Source organism: Saccharothrix sabaoui (genome assembly GCF_051756985.1).
Classification (GTDB): Bacteria; Actinomycetota; Actinomycetes; order Mycobacteriales; family Pseudonocardiaceae; genus Actinosynnema.
The window spans coordinates 14,264-31,810 of record NZ_JBPKJK010000105.1; the positions used below are offsets into that span (position 1 = coordinate 14,264).

General features: G+C 74.3%; 18 protein-coding genes. 9 read left to right on the forward strand and 9 right to left on the reverse strand.

The genetic code is table 11. From position 1 onward, the window contains the following. Nucleotides 1-33: 33 nt before the first annotated feature. Complete coding sequence (locus ACR807_RS27585) at nt 34-639, forward strand: DUF6292 family protein (protein ID WP_438924339.1); 606 nt, start codon at nt 34-36, stop codon at nt 637-639. A 22-nt stretch (nt 640-661) separates the two neighbouring features. Here the strand turns inward: ACR807_RS27585 and ACR807_RS27590 are convergent, their stop codons facing one another. The 3 genes from ACR807_RS27590 to ACR807_RS27600 all read right to left on the reverse strand — a co-directional run bounded on the left by ACR807_RS27590 (nt 662) and on the right by ACR807_RS27600 (nt 4,555). Beyond that, a complete protein-coding gene (locus ACR807_RS27590) occupies nt 662-892 on the reverse strand; it encodes a hypothetical protein (protein ID WP_438924340.1) in 231 nt (76 codons plus the stop codon). Between the two features lie 235 nt (nt 893-1,127). Further along, a complete protein-coding gene (locus ACR807_RS27595; RefSeq protein ID WP_438924341.1) occupies nt 1,128-2,708 on the reverse strand; it encodes a hypothetical protein in 1,581 nt (526 codons plus the stop codon). After that, a complete protein-coding gene (locus ACR807_RS27600; RefSeq protein WP_438924342.1) occupies nt 2,705-4,555 on the reverse strand; it encodes a flavin-containing monooxygenase in 1,851 nt (616 codons plus the stop codon). Before ACR807_RS27600 ends, ACR807_RS27595 begins: the two co-directional genes overlap by 4 nt. 335 nt (nt 4,556-4,890) lie before the next feature. Here ACR807_RS27600 and ACR807_RS27605 point away from each other — a divergent pair, with 335 nt between their 5' ends. Next, nucleotides 4,891-6,201: an MFS transporter gene (locus ACR807_RS27605; protein ID WP_438924356.1), complete on the forward strand. Its 1,311-nt coding sequence runs from the start codon at nt 4,891-4,893 to the stop codon at nt 6,199-6,201. A 68-nt stretch (nt 6,202-6,269) separates the two neighbouring features. Here the strand turns inward: ACR807_RS27605 and ACR807_RS27610 are convergent, their stop codons facing one another. Further along, complete coding sequence (locus ACR807_RS27610; protein ID WP_438924343.1) at nt 6,270-7,490, reverse strand: cytochrome P450; 1,221 nt, start codon at nt 7,488-7,490, stop codon at nt 6,270-6,272. Between the two features lie 76 nt (nt 7,491-7,566). Continuing rightward, nucleotides 7,567-8,226 (reverse strand): TetR/AcrR family transcriptional regulator, encoded by a 660-nt coding sequence (locus tag ACR807_RS27615; RefSeq protein ID WP_438924344.1) that lies wholly within the window; start codon nt 8,224-8,226, stop codon nt 7,567-7,569. A 176-nt stretch (nt 8,227-8,402) separates the two neighbouring features. Here ACR807_RS27615 and ACR807_RS27620 point away from each other — a divergent pair, with 176 nt between their 5' ends. Both ACR807_RS27620 and ACR807_RS27625 read left to right on the forward strand, forming a co-directional pair. Beyond that, nucleotides 8,403-8,588: a hypothetical protein gene (locus ACR807_RS27620; RefSeq protein ID WP_438924345.1), complete on the forward strand. Its 186-nt coding sequence runs from the start codon at nt 8,403-8,405 to the stop codon at nt 8,586-8,588. A gap of 4 nt (nt 8,589-8,592) precedes the next feature. Next, nucleotides 8,593-9,339, forward strand: a complete 747-nt coding sequence (locus ACR807_RS27625; protein WP_438924346.1) for a hypothetical protein — start codon at nt 8,593-8,595, stop codon at nt 9,337-9,339. 25 nt (nt 9,340-9,364) lie between these two features. Here ACR807_RS27625 and sigJ read toward each other — a convergent pair whose 3' ends face one another. After that, a complete protein-coding gene (sigJ, locus tag ACR807_RS27630; protein ID WP_438924347.1) occupies nt 9,365-10,288 on the reverse strand; it encodes an RNA polymerase sigma factor SigJ in 924 nt (307 codons plus the stop codon). Continuing rightward, nucleotides 10,285-11,016 carry an SDR family oxidoreductase gene (locus ACR807_RS27635; RefSeq protein WP_438924348.1) on the reverse strand — a complete coding sequence of 244 codons (732 nt, stop codon included), beginning with the start codon at nt 11,014-11,016 and terminating at the stop codon, nt 10,285-10,287. Before ACR807_RS27635 ends, sigJ begins: the two co-directional genes overlap by 4 nt. Nucleotides 11,017-11,123: 107 nt before the next feature. Between ACR807_RS27635 and ACR807_RS27640 the strand changes: the two genes are divergently transcribed. Continuing rightward, nucleotides 11,124-11,600 (forward strand): hypothetical protein, encoded by a 477-nt coding sequence (locus ACR807_RS27640; protein ID WP_438924349.1) that lies wholly within the window; start codon nt 11,124-11,126, stop codon nt 11,598-11,600. 21 nt (nt 11,601-11,621) lie between these two features. Here ACR807_RS27640 and ACR807_RS27645 read toward each other — a convergent pair whose 3' ends face one another. After that, entirely contained in the window at nt 11,622-13,640 is a 2,019-nt protein-coding gene (locus ACR807_RS27645) for an MMPL family transporter (RefSeq protein WP_438924350.1), read from the reverse strand. A 74-nt stretch (nt 13,641-13,714) separates the two neighbouring features. On the opposite strand from ACR807_RS27645, the gene ACR807_RS27650 reads away from it, so the two are divergent. Together ACR807_RS27650 and ACR807_RS27655 are read left to right on the forward strand one after the other, a co-directional pair. After that, complete coding sequence (locus tag ACR807_RS27650; RefSeq protein ID WP_438924351.1) at nt 13,715-14,170, forward strand: MarR family winged helix-turn-helix transcriptional regulator; 456 nt, start codon at nt 13,715-13,717, stop codon at nt 14,168-14,170. A 77-nt stretch (nt 14,171-14,247) separates the two neighbouring features. Then, a complete protein-coding gene (locus tag ACR807_RS27655; protein WP_438924352.1) occupies nt 14,248-15,393 on the forward strand; it encodes a glycosyltransferase in 1,146 nt (381 codons plus the stop codon). 51 nt (nt 15,394-15,444) lie between these two features. Here ACR807_RS27655 and ACR807_RS27660 read toward each other — a convergent pair whose 3' ends face one another. After that, complete coding sequence (locus ACR807_RS27660) at nt 15,445-15,897, reverse strand: MarR family winged helix-turn-helix transcriptional regulator (protein ID WP_438924357.1); 453 nt, start codon at nt 15,895-15,897, stop codon at nt 15,445-15,447. 159 nt (nt 15,898-16,056) lie between these two features. On the opposite strand from ACR807_RS27660, the gene ACR807_RS27665 reads away from it, so the two are divergent. Then, the gene (locus tag ACR807_RS27665; RefSeq protein ID WP_438924353.1) at nt 16,057-16,776 is read left to right on the forward strand and encodes an alpha/beta fold hydrolase; all 720 of its coding nucleotides are present in this window, start codon (nt 16,057-16,059) and stop codon (nt 16,774-16,776) included. Nucleotides 16,777-16,971: 195 nt separating this feature from the next. Continuing rightward, a partial coding sequence (locus tag ACR807_RS27670; protein WP_438924354.1) for a snapalysin family zinc-dependent metalloprotease occupies nt 16,972-17,547 on the forward strand: 576 nt, incomplete at its 3' end.

Genomic DNA, 17,547 nt, shown 5'->3' on the forward strand with positions numbered 1-17,547 from the left:
CTCCCCACCGAACCCGTCCGGCGACTGCGCGTGGTGCCCGCACCGCGTGACGAGGCCGACGCGCCGGTCACCGCCCCCGAGGCCGAACCGGCGACGCGGACCGGGCCGGACACGGACACCGGGTCGACCCCGGACGCCGGGACCCACGGGGACGAGGCGCAGGAGTCCGACGCGCCGGAGCCCGACCCGGACCACACGTACGCGCTGACCCGCGCCCTGCGGGACTACGTGACCGCGGTGGCCACCGCGGTCGGCGTCCCGGCGGACGGCACGACGTTCGAGGTCACCGACACGCTCACCGCGTACCTCGCGCTGGGCCACCGGGTGCCCGAGCACCCCGACCACGACCTGATGCTCGTCTGGGACGAGCGGCAGGGCTGGTCGGTGCGGGTGGAGACCGACCCGGGTGAGCCGCCGGTCGTGCTGGCGCGCGGCGGCGACGACCCGGTGCCGCACCCGGAGGCGGTCGCCCGCCTGGTGGCGGGGTCCGCGGCGCGCAGGGCGAACACGCCCGCGGCGGTGCCGCGCCGGCTGGACCGCGCGGCCCTGGCCGAGCGCATGGAGTGGCGCGGCGGCGCGTGGCCGCCGCCCGACCGTCCTCTTCGGACGTTCCCGCTCGCGGACGCGGGCGGGGTCTGACCACCCGGCGGGTCGCCGGGCGTCACAACGCGCGCGAGCGACCCACCCGGGCGGCGGCCCGTGAGTGGAGCCCGAGCATGGACAGCAGCTCGCGGCAGTCGTCGACGTCGATGGCGTTGTCCGCGACCGTGTGCGCGGCACGGGTCCGCTGGACCGCCTCCGCCTGGTCGGCCGCGGCGCGAACCTCGGCGAAGTTCACCGGCGGACGACGCTCACCGGTCGACGTGAAGTGCAGGGCGGGGTCGTTCCCCACGAGCGGTTGATCCGGCGACAAGCCGGTGCTCCCGTCTCCGGTCGGTGGTGGATCACCGGGGCCGGAACTCGGCGGGGACCGCGTCGGCCGAGTGCCGACATCAGGTGTTCCCCGCCACCCGACGATACCCCACCTGCCGCGCTCCGACCGACCTCGTCCGGGCCGGCGGGGCAGGACGACGGCCGCCCCGCGGGCACGGTGGGGAGCCGCCCGGCCGAACGGCTCCCCCGGGTCCCTACCCCTTCGGCGACAGGCGCAGCACGCTGCCCTCGCCGTCCGCCGCGACGTACACCGCGCCGTCCGGCCCGACCGCGACGCCCGCGAACATGTCCGGCACGCCGGGCATCCCGTGGCTGAACAGCGCGCGGTCGACGCGGGTCGCGCCCGGCGGCAGGCCGACCGCCAGGTCCTCCACCTCGACCCGCACGTCGCCGCCCCCCAGGCCCACCGCCAGCAGCCTGCGGCCGGCGGTGTCCACGGTGAGCAGCTCGTCGCCGCGCACCGCCAGGCCCTGCGGCGCGCCGAGCCCGTCCGCGACCGGCACCGCCGCCCCGCCGTCGAGCCGGAGCACGGCCCCGAGCCGGTCGTCGCTGACGTAGCAGCGGCCGTCGTCGTCGAGCGCGACGCCCACCGGGTGGTCGAGCCCGTCCGCGAGGACGGTGACCGCGTCGTCCCCGTCGACCACCACGACCCGACCCGCACCCGTCTCGGCGACGACGAGCGCGCCGTCCGCGCGCACCGCGACGCCGGTGGGGCGGTCCAGCCCGGTCGCCCGCACCCGCGTGGTCCGCGCGACCGGGTCGTGCGTGCGCACGTCGCCGTACTGCGAGGTGACGTGCACCAGCCCGGCGTGCGCGGCGACGCCGTGGGCGAAGATCACCACCTCGTGCGTGGTCACGCCCCCGTCGCCGGTCGGGCCGGCCAGCCGGTAGTGGTCGGCCGCGTACACCGTGCCGCCGAGGTCGACGGCCACGCCGAACGGCCCGTCGAAGCCCTGCGGCACGACCTCGCGGGTCCGCCCGTCGGGGTGCACCTCCGCGATGCCGCCGCTGGCGAAGCTGGAGACGAACATGCGGTTCTCGTCGTCGAACGCGGCGTTGTCCAGCCCGACCACGCCGGTGGCCACGACCGACCGCCCGCCGCTGCCGAACAGGTCGACGCGGGTCACGAACCCGGCCACGCCCCGGGACAGCACGACGAGCGCGCCGCCCCGGTCGAAGCGCACCGCGACCGGCTCGTGCACGTCCTCCGCGACCAGCTCGGGCACGCCCCCGTCCAGCGGCACCCGGTAGACCCGGCCGGTCAGCATGTGCGGGTAGTAGAGGCAGCCGTCCGGGCCGAGCTGCATCGCGTTGCCCATGGCCAGGTCGTCCGCGAGCACGCGCGGGTCGCCGCCGCCGGGGAACAGCTCCAGCAGGCGACCGCCCGGCTTCATCTCGTTGACGAACAGCCGGTCGCCCACGCAGGCGATGCCGTTGGGCACGGCGACCTGGTCGGACACCAGGTCGAACTCCCCGTCGGGCGTGCGGCGCCACACCCGGCCGGGCACCAGGTCGGTGACGTACACCGAGCCGTCCGCGCCGAACGCGAGGTCGTCCGGCGCCTGCACCGGGCCGTCCACCGGCACGACCACCTCGACGTCGCCCGAGGCGAGGTCCACGGCGCTGATCTGCCCGGCGAGGAACTGCGCCACGTGCAGCCGCCCGTCCGGCCCGAACGCGACCCCGTTGGAGCCCCACAGCGGGTTGGTCCGGGTGAGCCGCCGCACGTCCCAGCGCGCGCCCGACGGGGAGCTGTCGCCGAACCGGCTGCTCACTCCGCACCCACCAGCACGTCGTCCATGCCGCCCTCGGCGCGCCAGCGCCGGATCGTCTCGTGGAACGCGACGGGACCGTCGCCGAAGGACTCGCTGCGCTGCCGCGGCTGCCCCTCGTTGTTGTAGTAGCCCGGCGTGCACTCCGCCTGGAACCTGTGCAGGTCCGCGGCCTTCTCCCGGATGGTCGCCACCCAGGCGTCCTCGGCCTCCGCGCTCGGCTCGACGTACCGGGCGCCGCGCTCGCGCGCCTCGGCGACGACGGCGGCGACGTGCGTGGCCTGCTCGTCGAGGACGTGCACGAAGTTCACCGAGCTGGCGTTCTGGAGCGGCCCCAGGTGGAAGAGGTTGGGGAAGTTGTGGCTGTAGAACCCGTGCAGGGTCCTCGGGCCCGCCGCCCAGTGCCCGAACAGCGGCACGCCGCCGCGGCCGTGCACCGGCAGCAGGCCGGAGAGCACGCCGGACACACCCACCTCGAACCCGGTGGCGAAGACGATGCAGTCGACCTCGTACTCGGTGCCGCCGACCACCACCGCCTTCTCGGTGACGCGCTCGACGCCGCCGTGGTCGGCGGTGTCGACCAGCGTGACGTTCGGCCGGTTGAACGTCTGCAGGTAGTCGTCGCTGAACGTGGGCCGCTTGCACATGTAGCGGTACCAGGGCTTGAGCAGCTCGGCCACGGCCGGGTCCCCGACGACCGCGTCCACCCTGGCGCGCAGCTCGTTCATCTTCTGGAAGTCGACGATCTCGTTGACGCGCTCGCGCTGCTCGGGCGAGAGGTCGGCGTAGGCGTCGCTCGGGATCAGGTTCTGGAGCAGGCGCGCGCTGCCGGTCCAGCCGTCGGAGACCAGGTCCTCCTCGACCGGGTGCCCCGAGACGACGTGGAGGAAGTTGTCCCTGCGGCGGCGCTGCCAGCCGGGCGTGAGCGACCGCGCCCACTCGGGGTCGGTGGGGCGGTTGCCGCGGACGTCCACCGACGACGGCGTGCGCTGGAAGACGTACAGGTGCTCGGCGTCGCGGCCCAGGTGCGGCACGACCTGGACGGCGGTCGCGCCGGTGCCGATGAGGGCGACGCGCTTGTCCGCGAGCTTGTGCAGCCCGCCGCCGGCGTCGCCGCCGGTGTAGTCGTAGTCCCAGCGGCTGGTGTGGAACGTGTGGCCCGCGAACGTCCCGACGCCGGGGATGCCGGGGAGCTTGGGCTTGCTGAGCGTGCCGCTGGACACGACGACGTAGCGCGCCCTGATCCGGTCGCCGCGGTCCGTGGCCACGACCCACTCGGACTCGTCGTCGTCCCAGCGCAGGTCGGTCACCCTGGTCTGGAAGCAGGTGTCGCGGTAGAGGTCGAAGTGCCGCGCGATGGCCTGGGCGTGCCGCCGGATCTCCTCCCCCGGCGCGTACTTCCACTTCGGGACGTAGCCGACCTCTTCGAGCAGCGGCAGGTAGACGTACGACTCGATGTCGCAGTGGATGCCGGGGTAGCGGTTCCAGTACCAGGTGCCGCCGAAGTCGCCGGCCTCGTCGATCACCCGGATGTCCCGCACGCCGGCCTGGCGCAGCCGCGCACCGGTCAGCAGGCCGCCGAAGCCGGCGCCGACCAGCAGCACCTCGACCCGGTCGTGCAGCGGTTCCCGGGTGAGGTCGGGGTCCGCGTGCGGGTCGTCGGCGTAGTAGCCGAACTCGCCCTCGACGCGCCGGTACTGGGCGTTGCCGTCGGGTCGGACGCGGCGGTCGCGCTCGGCCCGGTACTTGGCGCGGAGCGCCTCGATGTCGAACCCGGGGTCCGCCGCGAACCCCGCGTCGGCGGGGAGCGGGTCGTCGGGCCGGGCGGGCGGCGTTGGTGGCGTGGGCATGGGCACCTCTCTGCTGCGCGTCCTGCGTGACCGCTCGGTCGCGGTTCGTGGCCACCTAACCGGAGCCGGCCTGTTTGAGTCAAATGACTGACTTAAAGATGTGGCGCTCCTGCGCGTGATCGGGCGATCCCGCTTCGTGACCTGACGATGAGCGTTCTAAGTCAAGCGCCTGCTTTAATCCTGTTCGGACCGAGCCCGCTCACAGACCGGAGGCCGCCGTGCCGTCCACGCCACCCACCGCCGACGTCGACCCGCCCGGCGCGCCACCGGTCGTGACCCGGAGGCCGAACACCGTCGTCGCCGTGCTCGCCTTCTCGGGCGTGACCGTGGCGCTGATGCAGACGGTCATCATCCCGCTGGTCCCCCGGCTGCCGGACTACCTGGGCTCCACCCCCGCCGACACCGCGTGGGCGATCACCGCCACGCTGCTGGCCGCCGCCGTCGCCACCCCCACGACCGGCCGGCTCGGCGACATGCACGGCAAGCGCCGGATGCTGCTCGTCTGCCTGGGGCTGCTGGTGGCGGGCTCGGTGCTGGCCGCGCTGAGCACGAGCCTGGCCCCGCTCGTGGTGGCCCGGGTGCTCCAGGGCCTGTCCTCCGGCGTGATCCCGCTGGGCATCAGCATCATGCGGGACGAGCTGCCCGCCGAACGGCTCGGTTCGGCGACGGCCCTGATGAGCGCGTCGCTGGGCGTGGGCGGCGCGCTGGGGCTGCCGCTGGCCACCCTGCTCGCCGAGAACGCCGACTGGCACGTGCTGTTCTGGGTCGCCGCCGGGCTGGGCGTGGTCGCCGCGACGCTGGTGGTGGCGCTGGTGCCGGAGTCCTCGGTCCGCTCCGGCGGTCGCTTCGACGTGGTCGGCGCGATCGGCCTGTCGATCGTCCTGCTGTGCCTGCTGCTGGCCGTGTCCAAGGGCTCGGTGTGGGGCTGGACCAGCGGCCTGACCATCGGCCTGGTCGTGACGGCGGTGGTCGTGCTGCTCGCGTGGGGCCGGTGGGAGCTGCGCACCCGCGACCCGCTGGTGGACCTGCGCACCACCGGGCGCCGGCCGGTCGCGCTGACCAACCTCGCCTCCGCCGTGTTCGGTTTCTCGATGTTCGCCATGTCGCTCGTGCTGCCCACGCTGCTCCAGCTCCCGGCCACCACCGGTCACGGCCTGGGGCAGTCGCTGTCCGTCGTCGGCCTGGTCATGGCGCCGTCCGGGCTGGTGATGATGGCGATGGCGCCGGTCTCCGCCCGCATCACCCGCTCGAAGGGGCCGCGCACCACCCTGATCACGGGCACCCTGGTGGTCGCCTTCGGCTACGCCGCCAACCTGGTGCTGATGAGCGAACTGTGGCAGCTCGTGGCCGTGTCCAGCGTGATCGGGGCCGGGGTGGGCCTGGCCTACGGCGCGATGCCCGCGCTGATCATGTCCGCCGTGCCGGTGTCCGAGACCGCCGCCGCCAACAGCCTCAACACGCTCATGCGGTCCATCGGCACGTCGGTGTGCAGCGCCGTCGCGGGCGTGGTGCTGTCCGAGCTGACCGTCCCGTTCGGACCGGCCGAGGTGCCGTCCCCGACCGGGTTCCGGGTGGTCGTGGCGATCGGCGCGGGCGCGGCGCTGACCGCGGCGGCGGTGGCGGCCCTGATCCCCCGGCGACCCTGACCCCCCGGCGACCCTGACCCCGGGGTGTTCGGGTGCGGGGGCACGGCACCCCGCACCCCGGACCGCCCTCACCAGGCGACGGGCAGCTCCCGGACGCCGCCGACGAGCAGCCCTTCCACGGGCCGCAGCTCGTCCGCCGGCCCGGCCAGCCGCAGGGTGGGCAGCCGGCGCAGCAGCACGTCGAGCGCGACCTGGAGCTCGGTGCGGGCCAGCGCCTGCCCCAGGCAGGAGTGCGGCCCGGCGCCGAAGGACAGGTGCGGGTTGGGGCTGCGGGTCAGGTCGACCTCCTCGGCCCGCTCGAACGCGGCGCCGTCGCGGTTCGCGGCGGCCATGCTGCACACCACGGTCGTGCCGGCCGGCAGCACGGTGTCCGCCACCTCGAAGTCCTCGTGGAGGTAGCGCAGCATGCCGAACCCGGCGTTGACGTCGGTGCGCAGCGCCTCCTCCACCGCCGGGCGCACCAGGGACGGGTCGGCCAGCAGCGACTCCCAGCGCGACCGGTCGGCCAGCAGCACCGCCACCATCTTCGCGATCATGTTCGCGGTGGTCTCGTGCCCGGCGACGAGCAGGGCCATGCCGGTGGCGATCAGCACGCCGTCGGGCATGGTCCCGCCCTCGGCGTCGGTGCCGGTGATCAGCTCGCCGATCAGGTCGTCGCCCGGTTCCGCGCGCTTGGCCGCCACGTGGCCCGCCATGTACGCCACGAACTCCGCCTGCGCCGCGCCGATCTCCTCGTGCGTGTAGCGGGTCGTGCTGAGGAGGGTGTCCGACCAGTACGCGAACTTCCGCCGGTCCGAGTCGGGGACGCCGAGCATCGTGCAGATGACCCACACCGGCAGCGGGAAGGCGAACCCCGCCTTGAGGTCGGCGGGCCGCCCCTGCTCGACCAGCTCGTCGACCAGCCGGTCCGCCATCGCCTCGATCGCCGGCCGCAGGGCGGTCATGCGCTTGACCGTGAACCACCGGTTGACCAGGCGCCGCCAGCGCAGGTGCGCCTCGCCGCTCTGCGGGATGGTGATGGCCATCTCGCTGTTGAACACGCCGCCGGACTCGTCCTCGGAGACGCGGGCCCCCTCGTTGGTGGGCATCGGCCGGGTGAAGCGCGAGTCGGCCAGCACCCGCTTGACGTCGTCGTAGCGGGTGACGAGCGTCGCCTCGTCGCCGCTCGGCAGGGTCACCCGCGCGACCGGGCACTCGCGGCGCAGCCTCGCCCACTCGGCGGGCGGTTCGAGCGCCGCCGGGACCGTGAAGGGGTAGCGCAGCGCTTGTTCGTCGGTGTCGTGGCCCACCGTGGACCTCCTCGGCGTCGAGTCGGGATCTGGTGGGCAGTCAATCGGCAGGCCAAATCTAAGTCAAGCAGTTGCTTTAAGTTCGCCCACCTGCCGGAGCCGTCCACAGACCGGTGACGGCGTCGACCAGCCCGGTCGCCGCCTCGTCCCACGTGGACCGCGGCGTGTCGACGCCCTCGGCGAGGGCGCGCTCCCGCTCGGCGAAGACGTGCACCAGGAGGTGGCGCACCATGTGGGCGCGGTCGGCGCGCACGTCGGCGGGCAGGTCGGGCAGGCACGCGTGCAGGTTGTCGAGGACCTGGAGCAGCGACGGCTCGGCCATCGTCTCCTCCGCCACCACCCCCCGGAACGCGGGGTCGGTCATGACCTGCGCGCTGAACCGCGCGAACCAGGTGGGGCCGCCGAGCGAGGCCAGGTGCGCCGCGAGCGGCCGGACCAGGCAGGCGACCCAGTCGCGCACCTCGCGCGACCCGGCGACGGCCGCCACCGCCTCGGCGCGCAGCGCGTCGACCCGCGCCGAGTGCCGCCGCACGATGGCCCGCACGAGGTCGGCCTTGGTGCCGAAGTGGTAGCCGACGGCCGCGTTGTTGCCCTGCCCCGCCGCGGCGCTGATCTGCCGGTTGGACACCGCGTACAGCCCGCGCTCTGCGAACAACCGCTCCGCCGTGGTCAGGATCCGGAGCCGGGTGGCGCCGACCTGGTCGGCGCGCGGGGTCCTGCCGACGTCCGTCACCACCGGCCCTCCTCGGTCCGCCTCACGTGCGCCTCCTCCGCGTCACCCCCCGTGGGCGCACCAGTCAAACCGGACGAACGACATCAGTCAAGCAACTGATTTAATCTGGTGTCCGGTCCGTGACCTGCCGAGACGCCGGTGTTCGACCACCCCGGCGCGGACCCGACTACCCTCGCGCCATGAAGAAGCTGTCGATCGGCGCGGGTGTCCTGCTGGTGCTGCTCGGCGCGGTGTGGACCGCACAGGGGTTGGGTTACCTGGAGGGCAGCTTCATGACGGGCCAGGAGCTGTGGACCGCCATCGGCCTGCTGTGCGTGGTGGGCGGCGGGGCGCTCCTGGTGACCGGCCTGCGCAAGGAGCGGTGAGCGGGTGGGCGAGCGAGAAGGCTTACCCGGAGCCCTGAAGCGCGGGTGGGCGGCGGTCGTCGCGGTGTGCGCCGTCGGCCTGACCTCCCTCGTGGCGCTCGTCTCCGACCTCGCGCAGCTGGACAGCTGGATCTCCACCGGTGGCGCGCCGGTCATCCGCGTCTCGTGCTACCTGGTCCTCTTCGCGGCCGGTTGGGTGCTGTGGCGCGAGAAGTTCCGCCGCACGGGGCGCGCGATCACCGCCGCGGCCGTCGCCCTGGCGTGCGTCGGCGCGGTCGTCGCGGCCCCCTGGCTCTGGCCCACGCCGGCGGTGGCACCCGGCGCGACCCCTTCCGGCGCGACCCCGCCCGACCCGGTCCTGACGAAGGACGGCTACCGGCTGACCCCGTCGTCGAGCCCGCTGACCAACCACGCGGACAAGATCGACCTCGACACGGGGTGCCCCGGGTGGGGGCCGACGGGCCTCCGGGCGGGCCGGAGCCGGTGCGGCGACGTCGCGGACCTCATCGTCGAGACCTACGGCGTGCACGCGCCGGAGGACGCGCCGCGGCTCTCGGTCGTGGACGGCGGCGCCTCCTACCCGGTGTGCCGCGGGCGGACCGACGGGGTGGGCACCGTCCGGCTGTCGGACCTCCGCGCGGGCACCGAGCTGTGCGTGTCGACGGACAAGGACAACCTCGCCGCCGTGCGCGTCGACTCGGTGGGCGACGGCGGCGAGGTCGTCATCAGCTACCGGCTGTGGAGGGCCTGAGCGGGACGGTCGGGCGCGGCGGGCCTCAGACCTCCAGCGCCGGCGGCAGCTTGTCCGGCGCCACCACGATGTCCACCCGCCGCACGCGTCCCCCGGACAGGGTCACCGCGCAGACGAAGCGGGCCGCCGCGCCGGTCACCACCGCGAACCCCGGACCGCCGTTGACGACCAGCGGGACCAGCCGCTCCCCCGGCACCATCTTGCGGCGGACGCCCAGCAGGAACCGGCCCACGCGGTCCGGGCCGAGGACCGGCCGGCGGGCCACGCCGAGGATGCCGCCGCCGTCGCTGGTCAGCACCACGTCCGGGTCCAGGACGGTCAGCAGCGCGGACAGGTCGCCGTCGGCCACGGCGCGCAGGAACGTCGTGGTGGTCCGGCGGTGCTCGGCGGTGGCCACGTCGACGCGCGGCGCGCCGGCGGACACGTGGGCGCGGGCCCGGACGGCGAGCTGCCGCACGGCCGCCGGGGTGCGGCCGACGACCGCGGCGACCTCCGGGAACGGCAGGCCGAACACCTCGTGCAGCACCCACGTCGTGCGCTCGGCGGGGGTGAGGGTCTCCAGCACCACCATGAGCGCGAAGCTGACGCTCTCGTCGAGCGTGACCCGGTCGGCCGGGTCGGCGTCCACGACCGGCTCGGGCAGCCACGGCCCGACGTACTCCTCCCGCCGCACGCGGGCGGAGCGCAGCACGTCCACCGCGCGCCGCGCCACGGCCACCACCGCCCACGCCTCCACGTCGCGGACCGGCTCGCGGGCGTCCGCCTCGACCAGGCGCGACCAGCAGTCCGACACCACGTCCTGCGCCTCGGCGACCGTGCCGACGAGGGAGTACGCGACGCCGACGAGCCGCTGCCGCACGCGGGTGTACTCGGCGGCCAGCTCGTCCTGCCGACCCGCGGCACGGTCCGCGACACGATCGGCGGCACGGTCCGCGACGGGCTCCGTCACGACCGCACCGAGTCCAGGTACTGGCCGAACGTCCGCTCGCCCCTCAGGTACCCGCCCTGCGGCACGAGACCGCCGGTGGCGGCGCCGGTGGTGCTCTCGGCCTCCTCGACGCGCAGGTCGTCGCCCCGCACGGCGATCAGCCGGCGCGCCATGTCGGCGACCGTGATCCGCTCGGGGCCCGCGATCGGGGTGGTGAGCCCCTGCGGGGCACCCTCGGCCAGCTCGACGAGCCGGGCGGCGACCTCGGCGGTGGACACCGGCTGCGACAGCATCGCCGGCACCCGCGCCACGGGCCCGGCCGCGCCCTCCAGCACCTGCCCGGCGAACTCGAAGAACTGGGTCGCCCGCAGCACCGTCCACGGCACCGGGCCGGCCGCGATCAGCTCCTCCTGGCGCCGCTTGCCGAAGTAGTAGCCCTCGTCGACGACGTCCGCGCCGACGATCGACAGCGCCACCAGGTGCCGGACCCCGGCGCGGGCCGACGCGCCGAGCAGGTGCGTCGTCACGTCGCCGAAGAAGCGCTCCGACTCCTCGCGGGTCCACACCGCCGTGCCGGACACGTCGATCACCGCGGCGCAGCCGGCCAGCGCCTCGTCCAGGCCCGCGCCGGTGGCCAGGTCCACCCCGGTGGAACGGGTGAGCACCACGGCCTCGTGCCCGGCCCGCCCCACCTCCTCGACGACCTTCCGCCCGACCACACCGGTGCCGCCCGCAACCGCGATCCTCATCTGCCCGTCCTAGCGTCATGGGAACCTTGCCGACAGCAGGACGATCGGCCCTCGCGAACTGTGACATGCGGTGTAACGGCGCACGCCGCACCGGCGACCACCCGGTCGTGAAGATCGCGCTCGTCGTCCTCCTCGCCCTGGTCACGGGCTGTTCCACCACCGTCAGCGGCTCCGGCACGGGTGGCACGACCGTGACCACCACCACAACCGGCACCGAGGTCACCGCGACCACCAGGGCCACCAGGACCACCGAGACCGCCGGGACCACGACCGAGCCGACGCCCGGACCGGTCCCGACGATCGACGAGGGCGCCCCGGCGCAGTACTGCGAGCAGCGGTTCACCGGGGCGCTGGGCAAGGACATGCTCGCCGTCGTGGTCGAGACCCCGTCCGGCCGGCTGGGCTGCGACGAGGCGAGCGCGGTCCTGGCCGACTACTACGCCGAGCGCCGCGAACCGAGGACCGGCCTGCCCCCGCTCGTCGTCGCCGGCCTGACCTGCAACCAGGTCCCCGAGGGGCAGCTGCCGCAGGTCGTGTGCGCGGACGCGGACGACACCGTCTACTCGATATGGCCCCAGACCTGAGACCCGGTCCCGGGTCGGTGCTCAGTCCCGCCCGCGCGCCAGCTCCGACGGCCACCAGACGCGGCGGCCGACGTCCACGCCCAGGGCGGGCACGAGCAGCGACCGCACCACGAACGTGTCCAGCAGCACGCCGAACGCCACGATGAACGCGATCTGCGCGAGGAACAGGATGGGCAGCACGGCCAGCGCGGAGAACGTGGCCGCCAGCACCACGCCGGCCGAGGTGATCACGCCGCCGGTGATGGTGAGGCCGCGCAGCACGCCCTCCCGCGTGCCGATCGAGGCCGCCTCCTCGCGCACCCGCGTCATCAGGAAGATGTTGTAGTCGATCCCCAGCGCCACCAGGAACACGAACCCGAACAGCGGCACCACGGGGTCCGCGCCGGGGAAGTCGAAGATCCCGTTGAACACGAGCGCCGAGACGCCCATCGTCGCGCCGAACGACAGCACGACGGTGGCGATCAGCAGCAGCGGCGCGAGCAGCGACCGCAGCAGCAGCGCCAGCACCAGGAAGATCACCAGGAGCACGATCGGGATGATGACCAGCCGGTCGCGCTCGGAGGTCTGCTGCGTGTCCAGCTGGGTCGCGGTCGGGCCGCCGACCTTCGCGTCGGCGTCCGGCACCGCCCGGACGGCGTCCCGCAGCCGCTGCACGGTGGCCAGCGCGGCCTCGGAGTCGGCCGCGTCGTCGAGCACGACGTCGAGCCGCACCAGGCCGTCGGCCTCGCCGCCGGGCCGCACCGAGGACACGCCGTCCACGTCGGAGGCGGCGCCGGTGACCTGCTGGGCGGCCGAGGCGCGGGCGAGCACGACGGTCGGCGAGCCGCTGCCGCCGGGGAAGTGCCGCGACAGCACCTCCTGGCCCGCCACCGAGTCCACCTCGGTGAGGAACACGTCGGACTGGGCCGTGCCGGACGCCTTGAGCTGCGGCACGAACGCGACGCCGACCAGCAGCACCAGCGCGGTGACCACCCACGTGGCGCGCGGCCGGGCGGAGATCAGCCGGGCCACCCGCGCCCACGGCCCGCTCGCCTCGGGGTGCGGCGAGCCGAGCTTCGGGCGCAGGGGCCAGAACGCGGACCGGCCGAGCAGCACGAGCGCGGCGGGCAGGAACGTCACCGAGGCGAGGAACGCCGCGCCGATGCCGATGGCGGCGACCGGGCCGAGGCCCTTGTTCGAGTTGAGGTCGCTGAACAGCAGGCACAGCACGCCGAGCACGACCGTGCCCGCGGAGGCGGCGATGGGCTCGATCGTGGCGCGCCACGCGGCGCGCATGGCGGCGAAGCGGTCCTCGGTGTCGCGCAGCTCCTCGCGGAACCTGGACACGAGCAGCAGCGCGTAGTCGGTGGCCGCGCCGAACACGAGGATGAACAGGATGCCCTGGCTCTGGCCGTTGAGGTCGAGCACGCCGCCGTCGGCCAGCAGGTACACCGCGAGGCTCGCGACGCCCAGCGCGAACACCCCGGACAGCAGCACGACGAACGGCAGCAGCGGGCTCCGGTAGACCAGCACCAGGATGACCGCGACGACCGCGCCCGCGACGAGCAGCAGCAGGCCGTCGATGCCGCCGAACGCCTCCTTCAGGTCCGCGACCTGGGCAGCGGGCCCGGCGACCAGCACGGTCAGCCCGTCGGGCGGCGAGGTGAGCCGCGCCCGGATCTCCTCGACCGCCCCGGCCGGGTCCTCCGGGTCGACCGCGACCACGACCTGGGCGGCCTGGTCGTCCCGCTCGGAGGGGATGACTGGGGACGCCTCGCCGGGGAAGTCCCGCGAGCCGAGGTAGTCGCGGTCGGCCTGGGTGAGGCCGGAGGCGCGCTCGGCTACCACGACGGCGGGCAGGCCGCGGGCGTCGCCGAACGCCTTCACGCGTTCGGACACCTCGGTCGCCTCGGCGGACGCGGGCAGGAACGCCGTGCTGTCGTTGGTCGCGACCTCGCTGAGCTTGCCCGCGAACGGACCGGACACGCCGCCCAGCGCGAGCCAGGCGACGGCGACGAGCGCCGGGAGCAACCAGCGGGCGCGTGACGGGGTGGCGTTCACGGCAGAATGACCTCCGGGACGATGTAGTTCGACGATCGCATAGTTCGATCGTCGAAATACTAAGGGGAGGGTGGATGGTCGACAACTCGACGCTGGTCAGGCTGCTCCGGCAGCTCACGGTCGAGACCGACCGGTTCGCGGAGCTCTTCGGCGACCGGCAGAAGATGCACCGCACGGACCTCAACGCGCTCGCGCTGATCATGGACGCGCGGTGGGGCGGCGAGCCGATGTCACCCGGGAAGCTGGCCGAGGCGATGCACCTGAGCGCCTCGGCGACCACGTCGGTCCTGGACCGGCTGGAGGCGTCGGGGCACGTCGAGCGCACCCGCAGCCCGCACGACCGGCGCAAGGTGGAGCTGCGGGTGAACCCCAAGGCGCTGGAGCTGGGGCGCGCGTTCTTCGTGCCGCTGGACGAGGCGTTCACCGCCGCGTGGGCCGGGTTCGACGACCGGGAGAAGGAGGTCGTGGCGCGGTTCCTGACGGCGAGCATCGAGGCGACCGCGGCCGTGCGCGGCGGCCTCGGCACGTGACCGCCGCCACGTGCCCGAAGGGGTAGGACCGAACAAAATTCATCCCCCGTAGAAAAAATCCGGTTACGCTCGGGGCAATGAAGATCCTCTTCTCCAGCCTCGGCGCCCACGGCCACACCTACCCCCTGATCCCGCTGGCGCTCGCCGCGCGCGACGCGGGGCACGACGTCTCGTTCCTCACCGCCGACGCGTTCGCCACCACGTTCAAGGCCCGCGGCCTCCGGCACGTCAGCGGCGGCCTGGAGATCGGCGAGGCGTTCGCGAGCGTGATGGGCGGGCGCGACCCCGGGAAGGCCACCGAGATCGAGCCCGAGCTGATCGCCGAGGCGTTCGGCCAGGTGATGCCGCGCCGCTTCGCCGCCGACGTCGCGGCGGCCGTCGACCGGTCGCGCCCGGACCTGGTCGTGCACGAACTGGGCAACCCCGGCGCGGGGCTGGCCGCGCGGGTCGCGGGCGTGCCCGCCCTGTGCCACGGCTTCGGCCGGATGTGGGACGAACTCCCGCAGGACGTGCGGGGCGTGGAGGACGGCCTGGTCGGGTTCGCCGCGGAACTGGGTGTCGAACTGACCGCCGAGCACGCCATGACCCTCGGCAACCCCTACATCGACATCTGCCCGCCGTCGCTCCAGGAGCCGGCGTTCCTGGCCACGACGAACCGGATCGCGCTGCGACCGGTGCCGTTCGCCACCCCCGGTGACCTGCCCGCGTGGGTCGTCGAGCACCGCGAACCGCTGGTCTACCTGACGCTGGGCACGGCGTTCGGCGACGTCGGCGTGCTGCGCACCGCCGTCGAGGGCCTGGGCGCGCTCGACGCGCGCGTGCTCGTCGCCACCGGCCCGACGGTCGAGGTGTCCGCGCTGGGCGACGTGCCGGCCAACACCACGCTGCTGCCGTGGGTCCCCCAGGCGGACCTGCTGGCGCACGTCGACCTCGTCGTGCACCACGGGGGCAGCGGCACGACGATGGGCTCGTTCGGCGCGGGCGTGCCGCAGCTGGTCCTGCCGCAGGGCGCCGACCAGTTCGCCAACGCCGAGGTCGTGGCCCGGCACGGGCTGGGCGAGCGGTTGCTGGGCGCGGACGTCACCGCCGAGGCGGTCACCGCGACGGCGCGGCGGCTGCTGGCGGACGGGGTCGTGCGCGACGCCGTGCGCGCGATCGCCGCCGAGGTGGCCGCCATGCCGTCGCCGGAGGACGTGGCCCGCACGCTGCACGAGTACGCCTGAGAGACCGGGGGCGCGCCGGTCCGCCGAGGGGGCGGGCCGGCGCGCACCCGGTCAGCCGGCGTTGTGCGCGGCGACGTTGGCCGCCAGGTGGCGCAGCGACTCGCGCAAGCGGTCCACCTCCGCCTCCGGCAGGCCCATGGCCTCCCCGATGGACGCGGTGATGTGGCCGGTCGAGGCGCGCAGCGCCGCGCCCTCCTCGGTCAGGCCGACCAGGACCGAGCGCTCGTCGTCGACCCGGCGCCTGCGGGTGAGCAGGCCGGCCGCCTCCAGGCGCTTGAGCAGCGGCGTCAGGGTGCCGTAGTCGAGTTGCAGCGCGTCGCCGAGGTCCTTGACCGGCATCGGCTCGCCGCGGTCCCACAGGGCGAGCATCACCAGGTACTGGGGGTAGGTCAGGCCCAGCTCCTGCAACAGCGGCCGGTAGGCGGCGGTGACCGCGCGGGACGCGGCGTACAGGGCGAAGCACAGCAGGTCGTCCACGGCCGAACCCCGTTCCAGCGGCGGCACGTCCACGGCGGACTCCTCTCGGTCGTTCCGGGCACCCGTCGTTCCGGGCACCCATGGTGGCACGTGTGCCAGTGATCACTACAAAAGTAACTTGTGCACGAGTTACTTGGCCACTAGCTTATACGACATCAGCCCGATCCACCCGGAGGAGAAAAGACCATGAGCGACAAGACCCCCACCGCGATCCTGGTGCACGGCGCGTTCGCGGACGGCTCCAGCTGGGGCCCGGTCATCGAGCGGCTCCGGGCGCGGGGCGTGGACGCCATCGCGGTGAGCAACCCGCTGCGCGGCCTGGCCCACGACGGCGACTACGTGGCGGCGGTCGCCGGGCGGGTCGACGGCCCGGTGGTGCTGGTCGGCCACTCCTACGGCGGCCCGGTCATCACCCACGCGGGGGCCGAGGCGCCCAACGCGAAGGCCCTCGTCTACGTCGCGTCGTTCGGCGTGGACACCGGCGAGAGCGCCCTGGGCTCGGTCGAGGCGTTCCCGCCCGTCGAGCTGAACACGTCCCTCGTGCCGCAGGAGTTCCCCGACGGCGAGGGCACCGACACCGAGTTCACGATCCGCCGCGACGCCTTCCCGAGCGTGTTCGCCGCCGACCTGCCGGACGACGTCACCGCGACGGCCGCCGCGAGCCAGCGCCCCGTCGCCGCCCGCGCCCTGGCCGAGCCGCTGGCCGTCGAGCCCGCCTGGAGGACCCTCCCGTCCTGGTTCGCGGTCGCCACCGAGGACCACGCCATCCACCCGGACTCCCAGCGGGCCGCCGCGAAGCGCCTGGGCGCCACCACCGTCGAGGTGGAGGGCTCGCACGCCATCGCCCTCTCCCGGCCGGACGAGGTGGCGGCACTGGTCCTGGCGGCGGTCGAGGCCGTTTCCTGATCACCCCGCGACCGGGCGCGGACGGGTCGCCGCCGCCCGGCGCGCGGCAGGGGGACGGCGGCGGCCGGCGCGGAGGGCGCACGACCCTACCTTCGGGGGCTTCTCAGCCACCACCGGGGACTGGTTGTTTGGTCAGCAGGGGAGCCTCCCCTGCCGACCGGCTCCCCGACTTCCCCTGCTCCCGAGGAGACCATCATGTTCGTGCGCAAGGTCGCGCGTGTCGCAGTGCTCGTGCTGGGTCTGGTGTCACCGCTGGTCGCGGTGGCCGCGCCCGCCTCCGCCGCCCCGGCGGCCGACGACGTGCAGGTCCTGGCCCGCACCCTGTACTACGACACCAGCCAGGCCCAGGAGTTCGCGGCGGACTGGGACACCGCCGCCGCGAACTGGAACGCGTCCGTCACCAACGTCCGGCTGGTCAAGCGGACGACCGGCTCGACGGTCAACATCCGCATCCTGGCGGACAACGGCTGGCCCCGCGCCTACGTGTCGTCGCTCGGCAACGGCACCGTCTACATGGGACGCCAGGCCGTCCAGCAGGGCTACTACCGGCCCCGCATCTCCACCCACGAGATCGGGCACATCCTGGGCCTGCCGGACCGGCGGACCGGCCTGTGCGCCGACCTGATGTCCGGTTCCAGCGCGCCCGTGTCGTGCCGGAACGACCTGCCCAACGCCGCCGAGCGCGCCGAGGTCAACCGCCGCTTCGCCGGCACGGCCGCCGTGGCGGACGTCCGGGCGGCCGGCTTCGCGACCTCGGCCGCGGAGTGCTTC

Excerpts from the sequence above, each read along its gene's own strand:
- ACR807_RS27600 (WP_438924342.1), bottom strand. The coding sequence starts at position 4,555 with ATGCCCACGCCACCAACGCCGCCCGCCCGGCCCGACGACCCGCTCCCC.
- ACR807_RS27605 (WP_438924356.1), top strand. The coding sequence starts at position 4,891 with ATGCAGACGGTCATCATCCCGCTGGTCCCCCGGCTGCCGGACTACCTG.
- ACR807_RS27620 (WP_438924345.1), top strand. The coding sequence starts at position 8,403 with ATGAAGAAGCTGTCGATCGGCGCGGGTGTCCTGCTGGTGCTGCTCGGC.
- ACR807_RS27635 (WP_438924348.1), bottom strand. The coding sequence starts at position 11,016 with ATGAGGATCGCGGTTGCGGGCGGCACCGGTGTGGTCGGGCGGAAGGTC.
- ACR807_RS27650 (WP_438924351.1), top strand. The coding sequence starts at position 13,715 with ATGGTCGACAACTCGACGCTGGTCAGGCTGCTCCGGCAGCTCACGGTC.
- ACR807_RS27655 (WP_438924352.1), top strand. The coding sequence starts at position 14,248 with ATGAAGATCCTCTTCTCCAGCCTCGGCGCCCACGGCCACACCTACCCC.
- ACR807_RS27665 (WP_438924353.1), top strand. The coding sequence starts at position 16,057 with ATGAGCGACAAGACCCCCACCGCGATCCTGGTGCACGGCGCGTTCGCG.